At 65.2% G+C, this 20,939-nt stretch carries 20 protein-coding genes; 11 read left to right on the plus strand and 9 right to left on the minus strand.

From position 1 onward, the window contains the following. The first annotated feature begins 204 nt into the window (after nt 1-204). On the plus strand, nt 205-1,134 hold the full coding sequence (rarD, locus tag AC04SI_RS21535; RefSeq protein WP_488474838.1) for an EamA family transporter RarD: 930 nt from the start codon (nt 205-207) through the stop codon (nt 1,132-1,134). A 16-nt stretch (nt 1,135-1,150) separates the two neighbouring features. Next, nucleotides 1,151-1,837, plus strand: a complete 687-nt coding sequence (locus AC04SI_RS21540) for a glutathione S-transferase family protein (protein WP_488474839.1) — start codon at nt 1,151-1,153, stop codon at nt 1,835-1,837. 12 nt (nt 1,838-1,849) lie between these two features. Here the strand turns inward: AC04SI_RS21540 and AC04SI_RS21545 are convergent, their stop codons facing one another. Both AC04SI_RS21545 and AC04SI_RS21550 read right to left on the minus strand, forming a co-directional pair. Then, a complete protein-coding gene (locus AC04SI_RS21545) occupies nt 1,850-2,848 on the minus strand; it encodes a transporter (RefSeq protein ID WP_488474840.1) in 999 nt (332 codons plus the stop codon). A 170-nt stretch (nt 2,849-3,018) separates the two neighbouring features. Further along, a complete protein-coding gene (locus tag AC04SI_RS21550) occupies nt 3,019-3,309 on the minus strand; it encodes a hypothetical protein (protein WP_488474841.1) in 291 nt (96 codons plus the stop codon). A gap of 117 nt (nt 3,310-3,426) precedes the next feature. On the opposite strand from AC04SI_RS21550, the gene AC04SI_RS21555 reads away from it, so the two are divergent. Continuing rightward, nucleotides 3,427-4,317 carry a LysR substrate-binding domain-containing protein gene (locus AC04SI_RS21555; RefSeq protein ID WP_488474842.1) on the plus strand — a complete coding sequence of 297 codons (891 nt, stop codon included), beginning with the start codon at nt 3,427-3,429 and terminating at the stop codon, nt 4,315-4,317. 131 nt (nt 4,318-4,448) lie between these two features. Here AC04SI_RS21555 and AC04SI_RS21560 read toward each other — a convergent pair whose 3' ends face one another. Next, a complete protein-coding gene (locus AC04SI_RS21560) occupies nt 4,449-5,060 on the minus strand; it encodes an LOG family protein (protein WP_192181264.1) in 612 nt (203 codons plus the stop codon). Nucleotides 5,061-5,172: 112 nt separating this feature from the next. On the opposite strand from AC04SI_RS21560, the gene AC04SI_RS21565 reads away from it, so the two are divergent. The 4 genes from AC04SI_RS21565 to AC04SI_RS21580 all read left to right on the plus strand — a co-directional run bounded on the left by AC04SI_RS21565 (nt 5,173) and on the right by AC04SI_RS21580 (nt 9,782). Then, a complete protein-coding gene (locus tag AC04SI_RS21565) occupies nt 5,173-6,750 on the plus strand; it encodes a LysM peptidoglycan-binding domain-containing protein (protein ID WP_488474843.1) in 1,578 nt (525 codons plus the stop codon). Between the two features lie 113 nt (nt 6,751-6,863). After that, nucleotides 6,864-7,211, plus strand: a complete 348-nt coding sequence (locus AC04SI_RS21570; protein ID WP_192181271.1) for an ArsR/SmtB family transcription factor — start codon at nt 6,864-6,866, stop codon at nt 7,209-7,211. A gap of 20 nt (nt 7,212-7,231) precedes the next feature. Beyond that, a complete protein-coding gene (locus AC04SI_RS21575) occupies nt 7,232-9,112 on the plus strand; it encodes an ABCB family ABC transporter ATP-binding protein/permease (RefSeq protein WP_404284726.1) in 1,881 nt (626 codons plus the stop codon). A gap of 322 nt (nt 9,113-9,434) precedes the next feature. Continuing rightward, nucleotides 9,435-9,782, plus strand: a complete 348-nt coding sequence (locus tag AC04SI_RS21580; RefSeq protein ID WP_404284728.1) for an antibiotic biosynthesis monooxygenase family protein — start codon at nt 9,435-9,437, stop codon at nt 9,780-9,782. On the opposite strand, the gene AC04SI_RS21585 is transcribed toward AC04SI_RS21580, so the two are convergent. Then, the gene (locus AC04SI_RS21585) at nt 9,761-10,654 is read right to left on the minus strand and encodes an SMP-30/gluconolactonase/LRE family protein (RefSeq protein ID WP_404284730.1); all 894 of its coding nucleotides are present in this window, start codon (nt 10,652-10,654) and stop codon (nt 9,761-9,763) included. The genes AC04SI_RS21580 and AC04SI_RS21585 overlap by 22 nt on opposite strands. Before the next feature lie 212 nt (nt 10,655-10,866). Between AC04SI_RS21585 and AC04SI_RS21590 the strand changes: the two genes are divergently transcribed. Both AC04SI_RS21590 and pssA read left to right on the plus strand, forming a co-directional pair. Next, nucleotides 10,867-11,565, plus strand: a complete 699-nt coding sequence (locus AC04SI_RS21590; protein ID WP_404284732.1) for a phosphatidylserine decarboxylase — start codon at nt 10,867-10,869, stop codon at nt 11,563-11,565. 3 nt (nt 11,566-11,568) lie between these two features. Then, the gene (pssA, locus tag AC04SI_RS21595) at nt 11,569-12,384 is read left to right on the plus strand and encodes a CDP-diacylglycerol--serine O-phosphatidyltransferase (RefSeq protein WP_404284734.1); all 816 of its coding nucleotides are present in this window, start codon (nt 11,569-11,571) and stop codon (nt 12,382-12,384) included. A gap of 28 nt (nt 12,385-12,412) precedes the next feature. Here the strand turns inward: pssA and AC04SI_RS21600 are convergent, their stop codons facing one another. Both AC04SI_RS21600 and AC04SI_RS21605 read right to left on the minus strand, forming a co-directional pair. Next, a complete protein-coding gene (locus AC04SI_RS21600; protein ID WP_404284736.1) occupies nt 12,413-14,635 on the minus strand; it encodes an AMP-binding protein in 2,223 nt (740 codons plus the stop codon). A 302-nt stretch (nt 14,636-14,937) separates the two neighbouring features. Beyond that, nucleotides 14,938-15,345 (minus strand): tautomerase family protein, encoded by a 408-nt coding sequence (locus AC04SI_RS21605; protein ID WP_404284738.1) that lies wholly within the window; start codon nt 15,343-15,345, stop codon nt 14,938-14,940. 112 nt (nt 15,346-15,457) lie between these two features. Here AC04SI_RS21605 and AC04SI_RS21610 point away from each other — a divergent pair, with 112 nt between their 5' ends. After that, nucleotides 15,458-16,321, plus strand: coding sequence for a LysR substrate-binding domain-containing protein (locus AC04SI_RS21610; RefSeq protein ID WP_488474844.1), 864 nt, complete (start codon nt 15,458-15,460; stop codon nt 16,319-16,321). A 131-nt stretch (nt 16,322-16,452) separates the two neighbouring features. Here the strand turns inward: AC04SI_RS21610 and AC04SI_RS21615 are convergent, their stop codons facing one another. The 3 genes from AC04SI_RS21615 to AC04SI_RS21625 all read right to left on the minus strand — a co-directional run bounded on the left by AC04SI_RS21615 (nt 16,453) and on the right by AC04SI_RS21625 (nt 19,987). Then, complete coding sequence (locus AC04SI_RS21615; protein ID WP_488474845.1) at nt 16,453-17,340, minus strand: DMT family transporter; 888 nt, start codon at nt 17,338-17,340, stop codon at nt 16,453-16,455. 94 nt (nt 17,341-17,434) lie between these two features. Continuing rightward, the gene (locus tag AC04SI_RS21620; protein ID WP_488474846.1) at nt 17,435-18,322 is read right to left on the minus strand and encodes a DMT family transporter; all 888 of its coding nucleotides are present in this window, start codon (nt 18,320-18,322) and stop codon (nt 17,435-17,437) included. Between the two features lie 147 nt (nt 18,323-18,469). After that, nucleotides 18,470-19,987, minus strand: a complete 1,518-nt coding sequence (locus AC04SI_RS21625) for a S10 family peptidase (RefSeq protein ID WP_404284745.1) — start codon at nt 19,985-19,987, stop codon at nt 18,470-18,472. 316 nt (nt 19,988-20,303) lie between these two features. Here AC04SI_RS21625 and AC04SI_RS21630 point away from each other — a divergent pair, with 316 nt between their 5' ends. Next, nucleotides 20,304-20,810: an OsmC family protein gene (locus AC04SI_RS21630; RefSeq protein ID WP_404284746.1), complete on the plus strand. Its 507-nt coding sequence runs from the start codon at nt 20,304-20,306 to the stop codon at nt 20,808-20,810. Nucleotides 20,811-20,939 lie beyond the last annotated feature (129 nt).

Consider the following 20,939-nt stretch of genomic DNA (forward strand, 5'->3'; position numbering starts at 1 on the left):
ACTCCCAAGTCGCCGCCACCTCCACCTCCCCCACCTCCGCCTGATCGATTGATCAAGGAGGAGAGGTTCCCATATGTGGTGCCGCCTTCTCCCAAACCGAAGTAGTGGAACTACCGTGGCCACTTGAACCATCAGCGAAAGTCCATTGATCCATCAGTAATTTGCGATGGTCTTGGGCAGGCTGCTGGGCCATAGCGTTGGGCCATGGCAATCGAAACAACTCACCTCGACGAAGACGCCAAGGCCCGCCGCGGCTTTCTGCTGGCGTTGGGTGCCTATCTCCTGTGGGGGATGCTGCCCTTCTACATGAAGGCGGTCGCGCATCTGCCCCTCATCGAAGTCATCGCCCACCGTATCGTCTGGTCGGTGCCGATCGCCGCCGCCGTGCTGGTCTGGGCCGGTCGCACCGCCGATTTCAAGGCGGCGATCCGCTCGCCGCGCAGCATCGCCATGGCGGCGCTTACGGCGACGCTGATCTCGGTCAACTGGGGCATCTATGTCTGGGCGATCGCCGTCGACCGCACCGTCGAGACCGCGCTCGGCTACTACATCAACCCGCTGGTGGTGGTCGTGGTCGGCGCGGTGCTGCTGGGCGAGCGGCTGGACCGGCTGCAGATCGCGGCGGTGGTGCTGGCCGCGGTCGCCGTCACGGTGCTGACCATCGAGGGCGGCAAGCTGCCCTGGGTGTCGTTGGCGCTGGCCTTTTCCTTCGCCGCCTACGGCTTCTTCCGCAAGACGCTGCCGATCGGCCCGAGCCAGGGCTTTCTGCTCGAAGTGCTGCTGCTTTCGGTGCCGGCGCTTTGTTACATCGCCTACCTGATCGCCACCGGGCAGGACCATTTCGTCTCCAGCACCGCCAACGACACGGCGCTGCTCATCGGCTGCGGCCCGGTGACGGCGGTGCCGCTGCTGCTGTTCGCCTTCGGCGCCAGGCTGCTCCGCCTCTCTACCATCGGCATTATGCAGTACATCGCGCCGACCATGGTGTTCCTGATCGCCGTGCTGGTTTTCGGCGAGCCTTTCGGCAACACTCAGGCTATTGCATTCGGCCTGATCTGGACGGCGCTGGCGATGTATAGCTGGTCGATGTTCCGCGGCCGCGAGATCCGGCCGGCGGCACCGGCGGCTCGGTAGGGGCAAGGGGTTTCCGATGTATGTGCTGCACATAGCCAACAAGAACTATTCGTCATGGTCGCTGCGGCCGTGGGTGCTGATGCGCGCCCTCGACATCCCGTTCGAGGAACGGCTGACGCCATTCCCGACCGGATCAAGCTGGGAGCTTTACCGACCGTTCTCACCCAGCGGCCGGGTGCCGTGCCTGGTCGACGAGGGTTGGGCGGTCTGGGATTCGCTGGCCATCGTCGAGTATCTCGCCGAGCGCCACCACGGCGTCTGGCCGGTCGAAGCCAAGGCGCGGGCCTGGGCGCGCTCGGCCGCCGCCGAGATGCATTCGAGCTTTACCGCGCTGCGCAACCTATGCCCGATGAGTTGCGGCCTGCGCATCGAGCCGTTTGCGATGTCCGATGCGCTGAAGCACGATCTCTTCCGCCTCGGCGACCTCTGGAATGACGGCCTTGCCCGCTTCGGCGGGCCGTTCCTGGCCGGCGATCATTTTACCGCTGTCGATGCCTTCTTTGCCCCGGTGGCGTTTAGGACGCAGTCCTACGGCCTGTCTTTCGAGGGCGCGGCCGCAGACTATCCGGCGCGATTGCTCGACCTGCCGGCGATGCGTGAATGGTCTGAAGCAGGCCTTGCCGAGACATGGCGCGAGCCCGACCATGAGGCGGAAGTTCGCGCCGCCGGCACCATCACAAGGGATCTGCGGGCGACGGCGTAGCAGGACGGTGCGCTACATCCGCCCAAGCCGCCTGACGAAGAGATAGACGGCGGCGGCGACAAACAGCGCCACCGCGGTCACAACCCAGAACCCCATCGGCGTGTCGACCAGTGGCAGGCCGCCGACATTCATGCCGAACAGGTCCGAAATGATGGTCATCGGCAGAAGCACCGCTGTCATGACGGACAGTATGTAGAGCAGCTGGTTCGACTGCATCGTCAGCTTGGCCATCAGTTCGTCCTGCAGCAGCCGGGTGCGGGCCTGCAACTGTTCCCCGTCGTGATAGAGCGTGTGCGCCCGGTGCGAAAGCCGTGCGGCCATGTCGTTGATCGGGTCGGGCAGATCGTTGCGGTGCGAATGGTCGAGATGCCTGAACAGGCTGGTCAGCGTCGCCATCTGCCGGTGGATTACCACCAGCTGCCGTCGCGCATCGACCAGCGCCTGCCGCTCGCTGTGCCATGCGTCGCACACGATGCGGTCCTCGATGCCGTCGAGCGTCTCGGAGAGGCCGCCCAGTTCCGCAGCCATGCCGTCCAGCGACTGGCCCATGACCGCCTCGATCAGTTCGGCGGGCGAGCGGAATTTTCGCGTGCCGTTCTCCACCGCCTTGCGGATGGTATCGACCGACTGAAGCGGCTGCTTGCGGGCGCCGATCAGAATCGTTTCGTTGAGGGCGAAACGGAAATGGCCAAGGCCGCGCGCCTCCGCCGAATAGTCGTGGCGCAGATCCGGCAAGTCGCCATAGAGCCAGTCGTCCTCGAGGTCGATGTGGCAGCCATGGCTGGCGGTCAGGAAGGCCTCGCGCACGGGGGCCGGCAAGGCCTGCTCGGAGGCGATCTCATGGCGGGCGCGCATCTCGGAGAGCTGGTAGCTGCGCCATGTCCAGTGCGCTTCAGCGATATCCTTCGTTCGCACGCCATCGGCGGTGAAATGATAGAGGAAGAATAGCCCGTGCTCGTCGGGTAGGTAGGGAGACAGATCGCTGCCTTCCGGGTTGAGGGCGATGTTCATGGTCGCTTCGCCAAATGCAGGTTTCCAAGATAGCCCGCACGGGCAGGCTGCGAAATTCCTAGCACGGGCGAAGCCGAATTCGTGTGACGGTTTCTTGACAGCTGGTCACAGCGTGGGGAGGGGCCGGCCGACGGCGGGTGAGCGCCGCCGGCCGCGCGGTTTGATGCCGTTCAGCGCTTCGGCCCAAACCCGGGATAGGGGTTGAGCGGCACGACCGCGGCAATGTCCATCATGCCGGCCTTGACCAGCGGCAAGGTGGCGAGATGGCCGCGCACGTCGGCATCGCTGCCGGCCTCCAACATCATGCCGGTGCCCGGAATATCGCCGCGGTTCCAGACCTGGCGCACCGCACCTTCGGCATAGAGCGTGCGGCGTTGCTCGGCTTCGCCGGGCAGCAGCGGGGCGAAATCGGCGTCGCTGAACTTCTCGGTGTTGCGGGTGAGAAGGGCAAAGAACTGCATGGCGGTCTCCTGTGGTTTCCAGTTTGGGGTGGCAACTGTGTCGCCGCCACTGGTCAGACTGTCCAAGACTGATTAGGCTAAAATTCAGACCTTAGAGGACTAGCTTCAGGAGAAAAAATGTTCGAGCTGCGCCAACTCCGTTATTTCGTCGCTGTGGCCGAGGCCGGCAATGTCGGCCGGGCCGCCGAACTGCTGCATATCTCGCAGTCGCCCTTGAGCCGGCAGATCATGCAGCTCGAGGCGCAACTGGGCGTCGCCTTGTTCGAAAGGGCAAAGCAGCGGGTTCATCTCAATGCCGAGGGACAGGCCTTCCTTGCCGAGGCCCGCGCGCTGCTGGCCAGTGCGCGGCGCCTGGAGGAGCTTGGCCGCGATCTTGGGAGCGGTGCTGCCGGCCGTCTCGCCATCGGCTATGTCGAGGGCGCGGTGCATGCCGGGCTGGTCGCCGGCATGCTCAGGCTGTTCCGCCGCGACCGGCCCGACTTCCATCTGCGATTGATGAGCCAGCGCTCGGCCGCGCAGTTGGACGGGCTGCGCCGGCGCACGCTCGACCTCGGCCTCGTCTATTCGCCGCCGGCCGATGATGATCCCGACATTGCCTCGTTGCTCGTCAGGCGCGAGCCGCTTGTGTTGGCGATGCCGCAAAGCGATCCGCTTGCCGATGTCGTCGACATCCTTGCGCATCATCTCGACGGCCGCACCTGGATCACCGTGGTGCGCCAGCCCGACGATACCAACCGCGGCCAGTTCCTGGCCGCCTGCGCCAAGGCTGGCTTCATGCCTGAGATCGCCTACGAAACGGCCGATCCGCTGACCTCGCTCGGCCTGGTCAGCGCCGGGCTTGGCCTGGCGACGGTGCAGGCCAGCCTGCAAAGCGCAGCCCCGCCCGGGATCGTCTTTCGCGACTTGCCCTGGTTCGAGCGCACCGTGTCGATCCATCTCGCCTGGCGGCGGCGGGACAAACGGGCAGTGATCGCGGATTTGAGGAAGGCAGTAGTGAATAGTGAATAGTGAATAGTGAATAGTGAATAGTGAATAGTGAATAGTCGGTAGTCAGTAGTGGATAGACAGGTTCCGATTCGCGCGATCTTGCACTTCACTATTCACTATTCACTATTCACTATTCACTATTCACTCTACTATTACATCTTGTCTATCACCGACTGCACTCCCTCGGTCGGCGCGTCGACGGACGATCCCGCCACCATGATGGCGGCGACGATTGCTTCGGGGTCTTCGACCACCAGCGGCCTGACCCGCTGCGCCGTGTGGATGAAGCCCTCGGCCGACATGTGGTCGAGCAGCGAAAGCATCGGATCCCAGAACCCCTTGATGTTGGCGAACACGATCGGCTTGCGGTGGTGGCCGAGCTGGCCCCAGGTCATGATCTCGACGATCTCCTCGACCGTGCCGATGCCGCCCGGCAGCGCCACAAAGGCGTCGGATTTTTCGAACATCCTGTGCTTGCGCTCGTGCATGTTGTCGGTGATCACGAGCTCGTCGAGCCGGTCAAGCGCGGTTTCGGTTGCTTCCCTGTTGATCAGGAAGCGCGGAATGATGCCCGTCACCTTGCCACCGGCCTTGAGCGCGCCCTCGGCGACGGCGCCCATGATGCCCTTGGTGCCGCCACCATAGATCAGCCGCAGGCCGGATCTGGCGAGCGAGCGGCCGAGCAGATGTCCGGCCTTGGCATAGGTTTCATCGCGGCCCGGAGACGAGCCGCAATAGACGCAGACGGATCGAATCGTGTTCATATGATGATTGGTGATAGGGACGGCAGACGGGGTCAAGCCCGGGCGGGCTTTTTCTTGTCGGACTCGCTAAAACAGGCTAGACCGGCGTTAGGTGGCTAAGGGGTAGGGAAATATGGCAATTAATCCTTTGAAGGCGTTTCTGTTCGCGGCGGGTGGGACAGTTGCGGCCGCAGGAACCGCCTATGTATCGGGCGCGCTCGATCCGTATCTCAATCACACGCCGCCGGCCGAGATCGCTGCACTTGCGCCGGCCGATACCAAGCCGGCGGAAACAAAACCGGCCGACGCGGGCACCGAAGGCCGATTGCCAGCGGCACCGGCGCCCGCTGCCGACGCCACGGCACCCGCTGCCCCTGCTGCTCCGGCGGCGCCGGCCGCAGCGCCTGCCGCAGCGCCTGCGGCTCCCGCCGCTACCGGGCCGATCGCCCCGACCTTCGATGTCGTGCGCGTCGAAGGCAACGGCTCGATTGTCGTCGCCGGCAACGCGGCGCCCAATTCCAAGGTCGAGATCCTCAACGGTGCGACGGTCCTCGGCTCGACGGTCGCCGGTGCCGATGGCGCCTTTGCCATCATCCTCGACGATCCGCTGAAGCCCGGCGACTACACGATCACGCTGCGCTCGACGACCGGCGACGTCGTGACCGCCTCGGCGCAGACCGCTGTCGTCTCGATCCCGCAAAATCCCGCCGGCCAGGTGCTGGCCATGGTCGAGGAGCCCGGCAAGCCGTCCGAGCTGCTCACCGTCCCTGCGCCCGACACCAAGCCCGCAGCACCCGCCACCGGAGACCAGGCAGCCGCGCCGGCGACCCCAGCACCGGCGCCTGAAACGCCTGCTGCAGCAGCGCCAGCGCCGGCTGCGCCAGCCACTGTTGAAGCCGCGCCGGCGCCCGCAGCGGCACCCGCCGCATCGGTTGCCGAGCCCAAGATCGTCGTTGAGGCCGTCGAGATCGACGGCAACAAGATCTTCGTCGCCGGCATCGCCGACCCTGGGCGCAAGGTGCGCGCCTATGCCAACGACATCCTGCTCGGCGACGCGCTGACCTCGCCCGACGGCCATTTCCTGGTCGAGGCGACGCGCGACATTCCGGTCGGCAGCTACACCATCCATGTCGACGGCCTCGACGCCGACGGGGTGAAGGTGGTGGCCCGCGCCGCCGTGCCGTTCGAACGCGAGCCGGGCGAGTCGGTCGCCGCCGTCGCCCCGGCCGAAACCAAGCCTGCCGCGCCAAAGCCGGCCGCGCCTGCAACCGGGGCCGAAGCACCGGCCGCGCCTGCGACGGACCCTGCCGCGCCGGCGACAACGGCCGAAACGCCTGCCGCCCCGGCCGCCGAGGCGCCGGTGGTTGCCGCCGCTCCGGCCACGACGCCCGCCCCCGAAGCCGGGGCTCCCGCCGAGGTGGCGGCGGCGACGCCCGCCGTGCCCGAGACGGTGGCGCCCAAGCTCGAACCTGCCGACAGCGCCGTCATCATCCGCCGCAACGATACGCTGTGGCGGATCTCACGGCGCGTCTATGGCCGTGGCGTGCGCTATTCGACCATCTATCTCGCCAATCAGGATCAGATCCGCAATCCCGATCGCATCTGGCCGGGACAGGTGTTCAAGGTCCCGCAAAAGTCGAAGGAAGGCGAGGACGCCGACCTCAAGGCAATGGGCGACCAGATGACGGCACCTCCGGCCAAGACGAATTAAGGCTGCGGGGGTGCGAGTAATCTCCCCCACGAGGGGAGAGATTGGCAGTTCCGGCGATCTAACCATCGGGATAGCTTGCCCCATCATCGTTCATCGTCTATCGCCGATGAACGATGACCGAATCCCTGGCTGAACCAGACCGCGCGGCAAGCGCGCTACCCACCTGCACCCCTGACAGTCGTATTGTCGCGGCTCGATTTGCGGCGCTTTCGCATCCGGCGCGCATCGAGATCCTCAAGCATCTTTCGGCGAGCCGCTCCTGCTGCTGCCGCGAGGTGGTCGACCATCTCGACCTTGCGCAGTCCACCGTGTCCCAGCATTTGAAGATACTGGTCGAAGCCGGGCTCGTGCGCTTCGAGCCCGACCGCCAGCGCTCGCGTTATGAAGTCGACCACGCCGCGCTCGCCGATGTGTCGGCGTCGCTTGCGGCACTGGTCGATTCCTGCTGTTCCGGCGGCTAAAAATAAGAAGGCAAAAAAGAATGGCCGAAAAGACCGTCTCCGACTCCTCGACCTTCAGCACCTTGCGCAATCTATGGCCCTATATGTGGCCGGCCGACCGCGCCGACCTCAGGGCGCGGGTCACCTGGGCGACGCTTCTGCTGGTCGTCGCCAAGCTGACGCTGGTCGCCGGGCCCTATTTCTTCAAATGGGCGACCGACGCGCTGGCCGGCGACGCCAAGTCTGCGCCGCCGCTGCCGGCGTTTCTCTTGGCGCCGGTGATGCTGGTCGTCGCCTACAATGTGCTCAGGCTGGTGCAGCTCGGTTTCAATCAGCTGCGCGACGCGCTGTTTGCCCGCGTCGGCCAGTATGCGGTGCGCCAGCTCGCCTTCCGCACCTTCGTCCACATGCACCAGCTGTCGTTGCGCTTCCATCTCGAGCGGCGCACAGGCGGCCTGTCGCGCATCATCGAGCGCGGCACCAAGGGCATCGAGACGATCGTGCGCTTCATCATGCTGAACACGGCGCCGACCATCCTCGAATTCGCGCTCACCACGGCCATCTTCGCCTACACTTATGGCTGGAAATACGTGGTCGTGGTGGCGGTCACCGTCTCGGTCTATGTCTGGTTCACGGTCAGGGCCAGCGACTGGCGCATCTCGATCCGCCGCGACATGAACGACAGCGACACCGACGCCAACACCAAGGCGATCGACTCGCTGCTCAATTTCGAGACCGTCAAATATTTCAACAACGAAGCCATGGAGGCCGAGCGCTTCGACCGCTCGATGGCGCGCTATGAGATATCAGCAACCAGGATCTGGACCTCGCTCGGCTGGCTGAATTTCGGCCAGGGCGTCATCTACGGCATCGGCACCGTCATCGTCATGTGCATGTCGGCGCTGGAGGTGCAGGCCGGCACGCAATCGGTCGGCGACTTCGTCTTCATCAACGCCATGCTGATGCAGCTCTCGGTGCCGCTCAACTTCATCGGCTTCATCTACCGCGAAATCCGCCAGGGCCTGACCGATATCGAGCAGATGTTCGACCTGCTCGACGTACCGCAGGAGATCGTCGACAAGGCCGATGCGAAGGCGCTCGCCGTCCCGGCCGGCAAGGTCGAATTCCGCGATGTGCATTTCTCCTATGATCCGAACCGCAAGATCCTGAAGGGCGTCTCCTTCGAGGTGCCGGCCGGCAAGACGGTCGCCATTGTCGGGCCCTCGGGCGCCGGCAAGTCGACCATCTCGCGGCTGCTGTTCCGCTTCTACGACATCCAGTCCGGCCAGGTGCTGATCGATGGCCAGGATGTCAGGGACGTGACGCAGGAGAGCCTGCGCGCGGCGATCGGCATGGTGCCGCAGGACACCGTGCTGTTCAACGACACCATTGCCTACAACATCCGCTACGGTCGCGTCGGCGCCAGCGAGGAAGAGGTGCGCAAGGCGGCCGAACTCGCCCAGATCGGACCGTTCATCGAGCGGCTGCCGGACGGCTACCGCTCTATGGTCGGCGAGCGCGGGCTGAAACTGTCAGGCGGCGAGAAACAGCGCGTGGCGATCGCCCGCACCATCCTGAAGGCGCCGCCGATCCTGATGCTCGACGAGGCGACTTCGGCGCTAGACAGCCACACCGAGCAGGAGATCCAGGCCGCGCTCGACCTCGTCAGCCAGGGCCGCACCACCATCGTGATTGCCCACCGGCTGTCGACTGTGATCACAGCCGACGAGATCATCGTGCTCAAGGACGGCCAGATCGCCGAGCGCGGCACCCATGCCGCACTGATGCTCAAGCACGGCCTCTATGCCTCGATGTGGGACCGCCAGCGCGAGGCCACCGAAGCCGAGGAGCGGCTGCGCATCGCGCGCGAGAGCGACGAGCTGGGTGTCATCGTGCGCCGGCGGACGTCCGAGGTGGGGTAGGGCGATGTTGAAGCTGCCGATCTCCCCCCTCGTGGGGGAGATGCCCGGTAGGGCAGAGGGGGGCGCTGTCCCGCCGGCCTCTGCGGTTTCTTCCCAATGCAGAGCGCCAGTATTGTTTGAAATCTCAGAAAGGATGCGATCCTTCGCGCCCCCCTCTGTCCTGCCGGACATCTCCCCCACGAGGGGGGAGATTGGCGCGTCACCGCCGGAGCCATCCGGCAAACGTCGAAAAAATTTCTTCTTGACCTCAACATAGCTTGAGATTGCAAACCGTCTTCGAACCCCTGCACAGCATATCGTTCAAGAACGGAGATGGATTGAAATGAGCGAGACAAATCAAAAGCTTGGCAATGAAGCCGTGTTCAGGGTCGACAAGTTCGTCATCCCGGCCGACGCCCGCGAGGAGATACTGCGCAAGGTCAGGGCGACGCATGAATTGCTGCGCCTTCAGCAGGGCTTCGTGCAGGATTTCCTGCTTGAGCAATTCTCGGGCCCGGGAGAATTCAACCTCGTCACCATTGTCGAATGGGAAAACCAGGCGGCCGTCGACAACGTCGTGCCGATCGTGAAGGCGGCGCATGAGCGTGCCGGCTTCAACCCCCAGGAGACGATCGCCCGCCTTGGCGTCAGGGCCGATATCGCCAACTATCAGCGCCTGCCTGAAATGTAGGAAGGCCAGCCCGCCCCGGGTGCCGGCGCCTCGACGCTGAGCACCTGGCCGGTGCGGGCGTCGCTTATCATGTGTTCGAAGCCGCGCCATTCGGCGGCGACGATGAACAGCGTCTTGCCGTCCGGCCCGCCCAGCATGCAGGCAAAGCAGCCACGGTCGACGACAATGGTTTGCAGCACCTCGCCGCCCTCGCGCACCCGCACGCAATGCCGGTTGGGCACGTCGGCATACCAGACGGCACCCTCGGCATCGAGTGAGATGCCGTCGGGAAAGCCGTTGCCGAGATCGGCCCAAACCCGCCTGTTGGCAAGCCCGCCATCGCCGCCGATGTCGAAGGCAGTCAACCGGTTGGCGTGCGATTCGGCGACGATCAGCGTCTTGTTGTCAGGTGTCACCGCCATGCCGTTGGCGAAGGCGATGTTCTCGGCCACCTGGCGGATCGTGCCATCCGGCGTGATCAGCACGATGGTACCCGGCCCGAAATGCTCGCCCGGAGCAGGCGCCGGCCCGCCGCCATTGACATAGATGTTGCCGCGCCCGTCGACGACGATCTCGTTCCACGGGCTCTTCGACAGCGGCCTGAGGTCGGCGTGCGTGACGAGCGTTCCGTCCGGCTCCCGCCGCAGCAGCAGGCCTTCACGACCGGAGACGACGAGCAGCCGCCCGTCCGGCAGCCAGTCGATCGAATAGGGCAGGGCGGCCGGCACGGTGAGCACGACCTCGCTGTTGCCCTCGGCATCGACGGCGATGATCTCGCCGGTGCCCCAGTTGCAGAGCCAGAGGCGTCCGTCATGCCAGCGCGGCGACTCGCCGAAGGCGAGGCCATTCATCACGATACGCGGTTTGTTGGCTGCTGATTTCTGTGACGGCATCACGGGCTCCAAGGTTTGATTAGAAGGAACGCTGCCTCCCAAGGACGGGCGAGCCTGGCTCGCCCCGACAATAGCGATGGTCTTTTCTGCTAGGGGCGCGCGGCTCGAGGCTGGCGGGGCCTACCTACGGCCGCCTCCCCCATTGTTGCGTTGCGACGGCGGGGGCTTTCGGCTATTGAGGCCGGACCTGAAACAAGGGCTGCCCCCATCCCATGAGCCTCGTCGACACGGTCAAGAATGCGTTCGTTCCGATCCATCGCGAAGGCTATCCGTTCATCGCCGCCTTTGGCGCGGGCACGCTTTTCCTCGGCTATTTCTCCTCCATCCTGTTCTGGATCGGCCTGATCCTGACCGCCTGGTGCGTCTATTTCTTCCGCGATCCCGAGCGTGTCACGCCGGTCGACGACCGGCTGGTGGTGAGCCCGGCCGACGGCATCATCTCGGCGGTCGGCCCGGCCGTTCCGCCGCGCGAGCTTGGCCTCGGCACCAGTGAGATGACCCGCATCTCGGTGTTCATGAACGTGTTTTCCTGCCATGTGAACCGCGCTCCGGTGCGCGGCCGCATCACAAAAATCGAGCATCGGCCCGGAAAATTCCTCAACGCCGAGCTGGACAAGGCGAGCACCGAGAACGAGCGCAACGGCGTCGTCATCGACAGCCCCAACGGCACGGTCGCCGCGGTGCAGATCGCCGGCCTGGTGGCGCGGCGCATCGTCTGCTGGGCCGAGACCGGTGGCTCGATCGCCATCGGCGAGCGCTTTGGGCTGATCCGCTTCGGCTCGCGCGTCGACGTCTTCCTGCCGGTTGCCGCGACGCCGCGCGTCGCCGTCGGCCAGACGGCGGTCGGCGGCGAAACCGTATTGGCCGAATTCGGCGGCGCTGCCGCGACGCCGCTCGTCAGGATTTCGTAAGCGGTGGGCGCGCCCTTCAAGAAGTTCGAGGCGCATGGCAGCGGCGGTCCGCGCATCCGTGAGATCCCGATGCGCATGGTGCTGCCCAATCTGGTCACCGTGCTTGCCATCTGCGCCGGCCTGTCCGGCATCCGCTTCGGCTTCGAAGGCCGCTTCGAGCCGGCGGTGGTGATGGTGCTGCTTGCCGCCTTCCTCGACGGCATCGACGGTCGCCTGGCGCGCATGCTGAAGGCGACATCGAAATTCGGCGCGCAGATGGATTCGCTGGCCGATATCGTCAATTTCGGCGTAGCACCGGCGCTCGTCCTCTACGCCTTCATGCTCGACCGCGCCGGTTCGTTCGGCTGGATCGCCGCACTTCTGTTCACCATTGCCTGCGGCTTGAGGCTTGCCCGCTTCAACGTGCTCGACGATGAGACCGACCGGCCGATCTGGCAGACCGAGTATTTCGTCGGCGTGCCGGCGCCGGCGGGCGCGGTGCTGGTCATGCTGCCGCTCTATCTGTCCTTTCTCAGGCTCGGCATCGAGCCCAGCCGCTCTGTCGCTTTCATTGCCACCGGCTTCACCGTCCTCGTCGCCTTCCTGCTGGTCAGCCGGCTGCCGGTCTATTCCGGCAAGAGCGTCAAGGTGCCGGGCGACAAGGTGCTGCCGGTCATCCTTGCCGTCGTGCTCTACGTCCTGCTGCTGATGACCTATCCCTGGTACACGCTGACCGCTTCGGTCGCCGGCTACCTTGCCTTCCTGCCGTTCAGCGTGCGCGCCTATTCGAGGCGCGCCAAGCTTGAGGGCGAGAAGGTTCCGCCTTCCGATATCGGTTAAGGGGTACTGGCGAAGCCGTTGATCGGCCTCACGCCGCGGCGCTCAGCCCCAGCCGCTCGATCACCAGCCTGCGGGTCGAGACATAGTCGGTCTTGCCCGAGCCCAGCACCGGGATCTCCTCGACCTTGACGATGTCGTTGGGCACCATCAGCTCGGCCGCGCCCGCCTGCTTGCCGAACTTGCGCAGTTCCTCTGGATCGGCGTCGTCGGCGGTGGTGACCAGCACGATGCGCTCGCCGCGCCGTTTGTCCGGCACCGCCACTGCCGCATGGCGCTCCTCCGGCCATAGCGACTGTACCAGCATCTCGACGGCGCCCAGCGACACCATCTCGCCGGCGATCTTGGCGAAGCGCTTGGCGCGGCCGCGAATGGTGATGAAGCCATCGCGGTCGACCGAGACGATGTCGCCGGTGTCGTGCCAGCCGTCCAGCGGCTGCAGTTCACCCGGCCGGTCGGCGGTCATGTAGCCCATCATCAGGTTCGGCCCGTCGAGCCAGAGACGGCCGGCATCGTCGATGCCCTCGACCGGCTCGAGCTTCATGCGTATCGCCGGCAGCAGCCGCCCGACCGTGCCGTCGCGTCCATGGATGGCGGTGTTGACGGCAACCACGGGAGCTGCCTCTGTCAGGCCAAAACCTTCGATGATTGCCGCCTGGAAGCGTTCGCGGTAGACGCGCCGCGTTTCCGGCTTCACCGCCTCGGCGCCGGCGACGACGAAGCGCAGGCTGGAGAAATCGCCGTCCTTGGCGGTGCGCGCATAATTGGCGAGGAAGGTGTCGGTGCCGAACATGATGGTCGGCTTCACCTTGCGGGCGATCTCGGGGATGATCTTGTAGTGCAGTGGCGAGGGGTAGAGGAACAGTTTCACCCCGGTGACCAAAGGCAGGATGGTGCCGCCCGTCAGCCCGAAGGAGTGGAACACCGGCAGCACGTTGAGCAGGATGTCGGCCGGCGAGATGGTGATGCGGGCTTCGGCTTGCATGGCGTTGGCGTAGAGGTTGCGGTGCGACAGCACTACGGCTTTCGGCGTGCCTTCCGAGCCTGAGGTGAACAGGATCACCGCCGGCTTGGTCGCATCCTGCGGTTGCAGGGGAAAGCGCCACAGCACTGCTGCGGCCAGCTTGTCCAGCGCCGTCACGCTCTCGCGCACGTCCTCCAACCACAGCATCCTGGCGCCGCCCGCCTCGACCGCTTCGACGATGTCGGCGATGCCGGCTTTCTCGATGAAGGCGCGGGAGGAGACGACAGTGCGGATAACGGCGGTGCGCACGGCGGCGGTCACGCTGGCCGGCCCGGCAGTGTAGTTGATCATCGCCGCCACCCGGCCGGCCGACAAAAGACCGACTAAGGACAGCACCACGCCATTGGCATTGGGCAAAAGCAGCCCGACTGCTTCGCCCGGCGCCGTCACCGCTTCGAAGCGGCGGCCAAGCACGCGCGCGCCGATGAACATTTTGCGGTAGCTCATCGCGCCCGAGATGACGTCCTCGATGATCGGATGCGAGGCGCCGACACGGTCAGCGGCGTCGCGCATCGCCAGGAACAGGCCGCGATCGAGATTGCTGCCGAACAGCCGCGCCTCGGCGACACGGTCGAACAGCGCGTTGGTGTTCGAGGCCTGGTCGGGGTTGCGCGCCACAAGCTCGGCAATGGTCATCGGCTCCAGCACGCTGATCGACAGCCGCGGAAACCAGTGGCGCGGCGCCCTGTCCGCTGGCGTCAGCGACACCGGCAGATCGCGCGCGCCGGAGACGAAGATCGGCACGATCCTGGCATCGGCCTGCATGGCGATGCGGGTGATGGCGCGAAACAGCCGGAACGCCTTGACGTCGGGCTCGACCGCTTCGGGCAGATAGACGGCCAAGCGCCCCTTGCCCTTCAGCACCCGCACCAGCCGGCGGCTGACGAAAACATGTTCGGCATTGAAGGCGATGCTGCGGCCAAGCTCGCGCCACGGCTCCAGCCAGGGCGATCTGGCCGAGGCATCGTCGAGGATATGCAGCGTGTCGTCCGGCAGCAGCGACAGCATCAGCGCCGGCTCGAAGCGCGACTGGTGCGAGACCACATAGATCACCGGCGCCGGCGCATTGCGGGCGATCCTGATACGCTCGTCGGCGATCCGGTAGGCGAGCTTGAACGGCACGTAGAGCAACGCCTGGGTAAAACGCAGGCCAAGGCGGAATTTCTCGACCACGCCGATCAGCAGCCAGGCCACTACGAGACCCGCAAGCAGCGCCAGTGTCAGGATCATGCCGCGTCTCTCCCAACGTCCTCCATGCCGCGGCTCTTTGGCGGCCGCTTCGAGGGCAGAGCCTAGCGGAAGTGGGGGCGGCGTCAATGTGGACTGAGTGCCCTCCGACCTTCTCCCCTTGTGGGAGAAGGTGGCCGAGCGAAGCTCGGTCGGATGAGGGTGTTGGAAGGATCGCAACGTCAAAGATATAAGCACCTGAAATCATTTTACTTTTTAACGCGGCGTTTCTTCAGCACCCCTCATCCGTCTCGGCGCTGCGCGCCGATCCACCTTCTCCCACAAGGGGAGAAGGTGAAGAGGTGCTAGGCCGCTTTCAACCTCCCGCTGATGAAACGAAACTCCTGCGTCTTGCCGCCATAGCCGTAAGCCGCCGCCGGCACTTCGTGCACGAAGGCGTAGCTTTCCTCGTGCACATGACCCAGCAAGCGACCGAAGGCGGCGAACACCGCCCGGAGATAAGCCTCCAGATCGAGGTTGGTGTTGGTGCCGTCGACCACCTTGATGTCGAGCCAGAAGGTGTTGGAGCCTTGCTCGGCCAGCGACTTGCCGCCGGCGAACCAGTGCTGCGGATCGAGATAGTTGATCGCGACCGCGGTGATGGTCGGATCCTTGCGCAGATGCGTGGCCGTCAGTTCGGTGACCTCCTTGGCGATTGCCGCGGACAGTTTGGCGTCGGGCTTGCCGGTGACGCTGATAGTGATGATCGGCATTGTTTTCTCCTCGGGTTGCTGCGGCGTCTGTTCGCCGTTGGAGAACCATGTCACGATCAACGAATCAGAAAAATCGAATTGTTTTCAAGTTACGATTCGATAAAATCGAATTATGCAGACACTCGATCCAGACCTTCTCAAAACCTTCCTCGCCTTCGTCGACGGCGGTTCGTTGGCGCAGGCGGCGTCGGTGGTCGGCCGCTCGCCCTCCGCTGTGACGGCGCAGATGCAGCGGCTGGAGGAGATCGTCGGCGAGCCGCTGCTTCTCGCGCAGGGGCGGGGGCGCGGCCTGACGCCGGCCGGCGAGGATCTGGTCGGCCATGCCAGGCGCATTCTCGCCGTCCACACCGAAGCATGGCTGGCGCTGAGGGGCGCGCGCGCCGATGGCCGCGTCGCCATCGGTACCACGCAGGATTTTGCCGACAGCGGCCTGCCGGAACTGCTGCGCGCCTTCGCCGCCAGCCATTCGCGGGTCAGGATTGAACTGCGCGTCGGCCGCTCCGCCGAGCTCACGCAAGCGCTGCAGTCCGGTCTGCTCGATCTGGCGATCACCATGCGCCAGCCCCAGGCGCCGGACGAGGTCGGCCTGCTCCGCGAGCCGATGCTCTGGCTCTGCTCGCAAGAGGGGCTGGCCGCGCGGGAAGAAGAGATACCCCTGGCGCTGCTCGACCCGCATTGCGGCTTTCGCGAAGCGGCCCTTGCGGCGCTCGATGCCGTCGGCCGCCGCTACCGCATAGCCGCCGGCAGCGCCAGCCTTGCCGGCCTGCGCACGGCGGTCAATGCCGGCATCGCGCTGACCTTGCGTACCGCGCGCTTTGCCCATTACGGTATTGTCGAAGCGCCGCGCGCCCTTGGCCTGCCGCCGGTTCCGTCGGCTGAATTCGCCATCCGGCTTCGCCAGGGGGCCGATCTGCCGGCGCGGGATCTGGCGGCGCTGCTGAGCGGCAACCTCGCTCTGACAGGCAGTACAGGTTGATCCAAAGAAAAAGCCGACCTTGCGATCGGCTTTAAGTAGGACGGGTCGAGGGGTTTGGGGGGACTTGGGGGGTGACCCGTCGCAGCAACAATGCCCGAGTCGGATGATGGTTCCGTGACTGCGAAAATATTTTAGCCGTCGGCTCCGCTCCGTCTGGCCACCAGCCAATCGCGGCCGGCATGGGCAAACACCGCGGCAAGCACGATGGCACCGCCGATCATGCTGGCGGCCGGCGGGATCTCGGCCAGGAACAGGAAGGCGAACACGATCGCGAACGGCACCTCGGCCGAACCGAGCAGGCCGGATTCGGGCGCCGGGATCAGCCGCGAGCCTTCCGTCCACAGGATCGAGGCCATCGCGAAAGAGGCGCCGAACGTGGCGAGCAGCACGGCATCCCGCGCCGAAACGGCCAGTGGATCGGTGACGAACCAGCCGAGCAGGAACAGAAGGAATGCCGACACAGCACCCGCCCAGACCACCGGCGTGTCGCGGAAGGCGCGCACCATGATCATGTAGAGCGCGCTGCCGGCGGTCATCAGCAGCGCTAGCCCGTCGCCCAGAAGATGGCCGGTGCCGAAGCCGGACCCGACCATGATCGCCACGCCGCACAGCGACACCGCGGCGGCGGCCAGCGTTTGCATGCGGAACGGCTCGCGCACCAGGATGAAGGCAAGCAGCGCGGTGATGAAAGGCGCCGTGGCATAGATGATGGCGACATTGGCGACATAGGTGAATTTGAAGGCGGCGATGAAGGCGATGCTGGCGAGCGCCCCTTCGACCGCCAGCAGCCACCCGCGCCAGCCGAGCCGCAGGCTTTCGCGCCCGCCCGCGCGACGGCGCCGCCACAGCACATAAACGGTGATCAGGATCGAGCCGACAAAGCCACGCCAGCAGGTGATGGTCAGCGGGTCGGCATGGATCGATTTGGTGAGAACCCCGGTCAGCGCGAAGAAGGCCGCCGATGCCGAAACCAGCATGATGCCGAGCGTTCGCTCGGCGGCGGTGTCGGTGGGTGGCATGCTCAGAGCCTCTGTCATTTCAGGAGACTACTCCGTCGCGTCCTGACACCATCCTGTCAGCAGCGATCCGTTGTCCACATCTCAGTGTCATATCCTACAGCCGCTTGCGGAAATGCTCGTTGCCGACGATCAGCAGGCCGGCACCGATGATCAGCGCGGCCCCCAAAAACACTTCGCGGCGCGGCACGTCGCCCCAGATGGCGAATCCGAGCGCGAAGGCCCAGACCAGCGACGTGTATTCGAACGGCGCCACGATCGACACCGGCGCCCGCTTCATGCCTTCGAACAGCAGGTACTGCGCGACGCCGCCGAGCGCGCCGACGCTGATGAGGAGCAGCAACTGGGCGCCATCCGGAATCTGCCACAAGATGAGCGCCGGCACCGCCGAAAAAACCAGGAAGTAGAAATTGTTGAGGATGAGCTGGATCATCGTTCGCTCCTGCATGGCGGTCTTGCGCAGCAGCACCACGGCGATGCCCCACAGCAGCGCGGCGGCCAGCACCAGAAGGATCGGCATGGACAGGCCGAGATGGGTGGGGTCGCAGGCCACGAACACGCAGGCAAAGCCGATCAGCACCGCCAGCCAGCGCAGCAGCGGTACCTTCTCGCCGAGCATGAACACCGACAGCACGGTGACGATAATCGGCGCCGCGTAATAGACGGTGGTCAGTTCGGCCAGCTGAAGAGTGCGAGCGGCATTGTAGTAGCAAAGCCAGGCAGCAAGCGTGAACGCGCTACGCACCAGCATCGGCCTGGCGATGGGCGAGCGCGCGGTATCGGCGAACACGCGCCGCCCGCCGATCACCGCGCAGCCGGCGAGCACGGTGATGCTGCGGAAGAACATGATCTGCCAGACGCTAATGCCGACGACGAGCAGCTTGATCGCAGCGTCCTGCGTCGAAAACAGGAAATAGGCGCCACCGGTGAACAGGATGCCTGCAAGCACCCTTTCGCGGGTTTCCAGAATGGCGATATCGGCCATGCGACGGGTCCCGCGGCTGTCGAGAAGGAAGCCTGCCCAATCAAGCTCCACACTGCAGGCTATACGGGCGAGACCCAGCGCGGCGCTACGCCAGCGCCGGCCTTGCGTTGGGGCAGCGGTTACTGGCGAGCCGCGCGGCCACGCCGCTCACTGCGTCGCCTGGTAGAGCTCCGAAGCGGCCTCCTTCAGCGCACGCCGTCCGTCAGGCTTGAAATACATCATGTGCCCGCCCTCGATGACATCGAGGCGGATCGGTTTGGCATTGGCGAGCGACGGGATCTGGTTCACCAGGTAGCGCGAGGCGAGATAGGGCGTGACCAGGTCCGTGTAGCCGTTGACGATGACGACGCCGAGCGCCGGGTTCAGCGAGCGCGCCCGCTGCAGATCGTCCATCACGCCGACATAGCCTTGCCGCGAGGCGCTGGTGCCATAGTCCCAATTGTGGCTGATCTCGCCGTTGAGCAACCGGTAGCTGACATCGGTGCGAAAGTTCAGCTCGTCGCGGGCATAGGCGACGAAGGCCGAGGTCAGCACCGGCACGCTGCGGTCGAGCACCGGGTCCGGGCCGGCGATGCGAGCGCTTTCGGGCGCGATATCGGCCGTCGCGATTGTGCCGTCATAGGGGCTGAGGACCTTGCCGCTGGCGCGGGCAAATTCCCTTGCGAACAGGCCGGTCGGAATACGCGCGAAATTCCGCTGGACGAGGTCGAGCGGCAGTCCGGTTATCTCCGCCACGCGCTGGCTCGCCAGCCGGCCGCCTTGCTCCAGCCCGCTGGCCAAAGCCGTAAGATAGTCGCCCATGGCATAGTGCTCGACTTCTGCGAGCTTCTCGCGCAGCGCATCGCCGCTGACGCCTTCGGTGCGCAGGCGAACCGCCGCCAGCGATGGCAATTCGAGCGCCCAATGCAGCGGCTCGAATTCGTCCGGCTGCACCAGCATGAACTCCAGCGCCGGCGAGATCAGCACGATGCCGCTCGGGCTGATGCCGATATCCTCCTGCAGGGTCCTGGCGAGCAGTGCCGCGCGGAACCCGCCATAGCTTTCCCCGGCGAGGAAGAGCGGCGATCCGGTGCGGCCGTTCTGGGCAAGAAAGAGCCGGATGAAAGCGCCGATCGAACTGGCATCCTGGTTGACGCCCCAGAAGTCGTGCGTGTCCTGGCCGGGTGCCTCGCGGCTGTATCCGGTGCCGACCGGATCCACGAAGACGAGGTCGCTCATGTCGAGCCAGCTGTCCGGATTGTCGATGAGTCTTTGCGGCGAGGGCAGGAACTCCCCGTTGGTACCGGTCGCGATGACGCGTGGGCCGAGCGCGCCAAGATGCAGATAGGCGGACGCCGCTCCCGGGCCGCCGTTGAACACGAAGGTGATGGGCCGCTGCGGCTGCTTCGCTGCGTTATCCGGCGGCTGCAGCGTGTAGGCGACATAGAAGATCTCCGCCGTGACGTCGCCCTTGCCGGAAAGCAGCGACAGCGTGCCGGCCTTCGACTGATAGTCCAGCTTGCGCCCGGCGATGGTGATCGAATGGCTGGTCGTCTGCGGCGATGGCAGCAGCGACAGGACGCCGCCTGTAGGCGCCGGCCGCTCCGCTGTTTCAGCAAGGACAGGCTGCGCGAAGGCGGCAAGAAGCAGCAGGATGAGGGGGACGAGTTTCAGCTTGGAACGCATGACATCTCCGCGAGAACGACTTTCGCATAGGTATGGTCGGGGCTATCGAAGTCAAAGGAAATGGCTTGTGCGGTTGAACATCTGCTACCGCCGCGTTCCTTCGCGCCCCCCTCTGTCCTGCCGGACATCTCCCCCTCAAGGGGGGAGATTGGACGTCGCGTCGGCTTTCGACAATCGCTAACCTCGAAGTGCGGATGTCGTGGGCGAAGCTGCGATCTCCCCCCTTGAGGGGGAGATGTCCGGCAGGACAGAGGGGGGCGCTGTCCCGCCAGCATATCAGTGCTATCAAAGCGCGAAGGACTCGAAAGGATTGCAAATGGACGCCACCGCGCTCAAGGCCATGCAGGCGCCTTTGAAGGAAGTCTATCGCGACGATGCCTCGCGGGCGCTGATCACACTTCGGGCCAAGGGTTCGATCGACGACCAGTCGATCGCCTGCAAGGTGGAGACGGGCAGGGCGTTGGCCATTGCCGGCCTGCACCCGGCCACCGGCGGTTCCGGGCTCGAACTGTGCTCCGGGGACATGTTGCTCGAGGCGCTGGTGGCTTGCGCCGGCGTGACGCTGAAGGCGGTGGCCACCGCACTCGAATTCAGGCTTGGCGCCGCGACCGTCGAGGCCGAAGGCGACCTCGACTTTCGCGGCACGCTTGGCGTGGCCAAGGATGCGCCGGTCGGCTTCCGCGCCATCCGGCTCAATTTCAGTCTCGACACGGATGAACCGCAGGAGCGCATCGATGCGCTGCTGAAGCTGACCGAACGCTATTGCGTGGTGTTCCAGACGATCAGCAACAAGCCGGAGATGACGGTGAGCGCGCGGCGTTGAAGCTGCAGATCTCCCCCCTTGTGGGGGAGATGCCTGGCAAGGCAGAGGGGGGCGCTGTCCCGCCAGCGTCTCAGCAATTGCAATTGCGATTGCAGACTTAAATCGGTGCGCGATCTAATGTAGGTTAGA

Source organism: Mesorhizobium sp. CNPSo 4689, assembly GCF_057784325.1.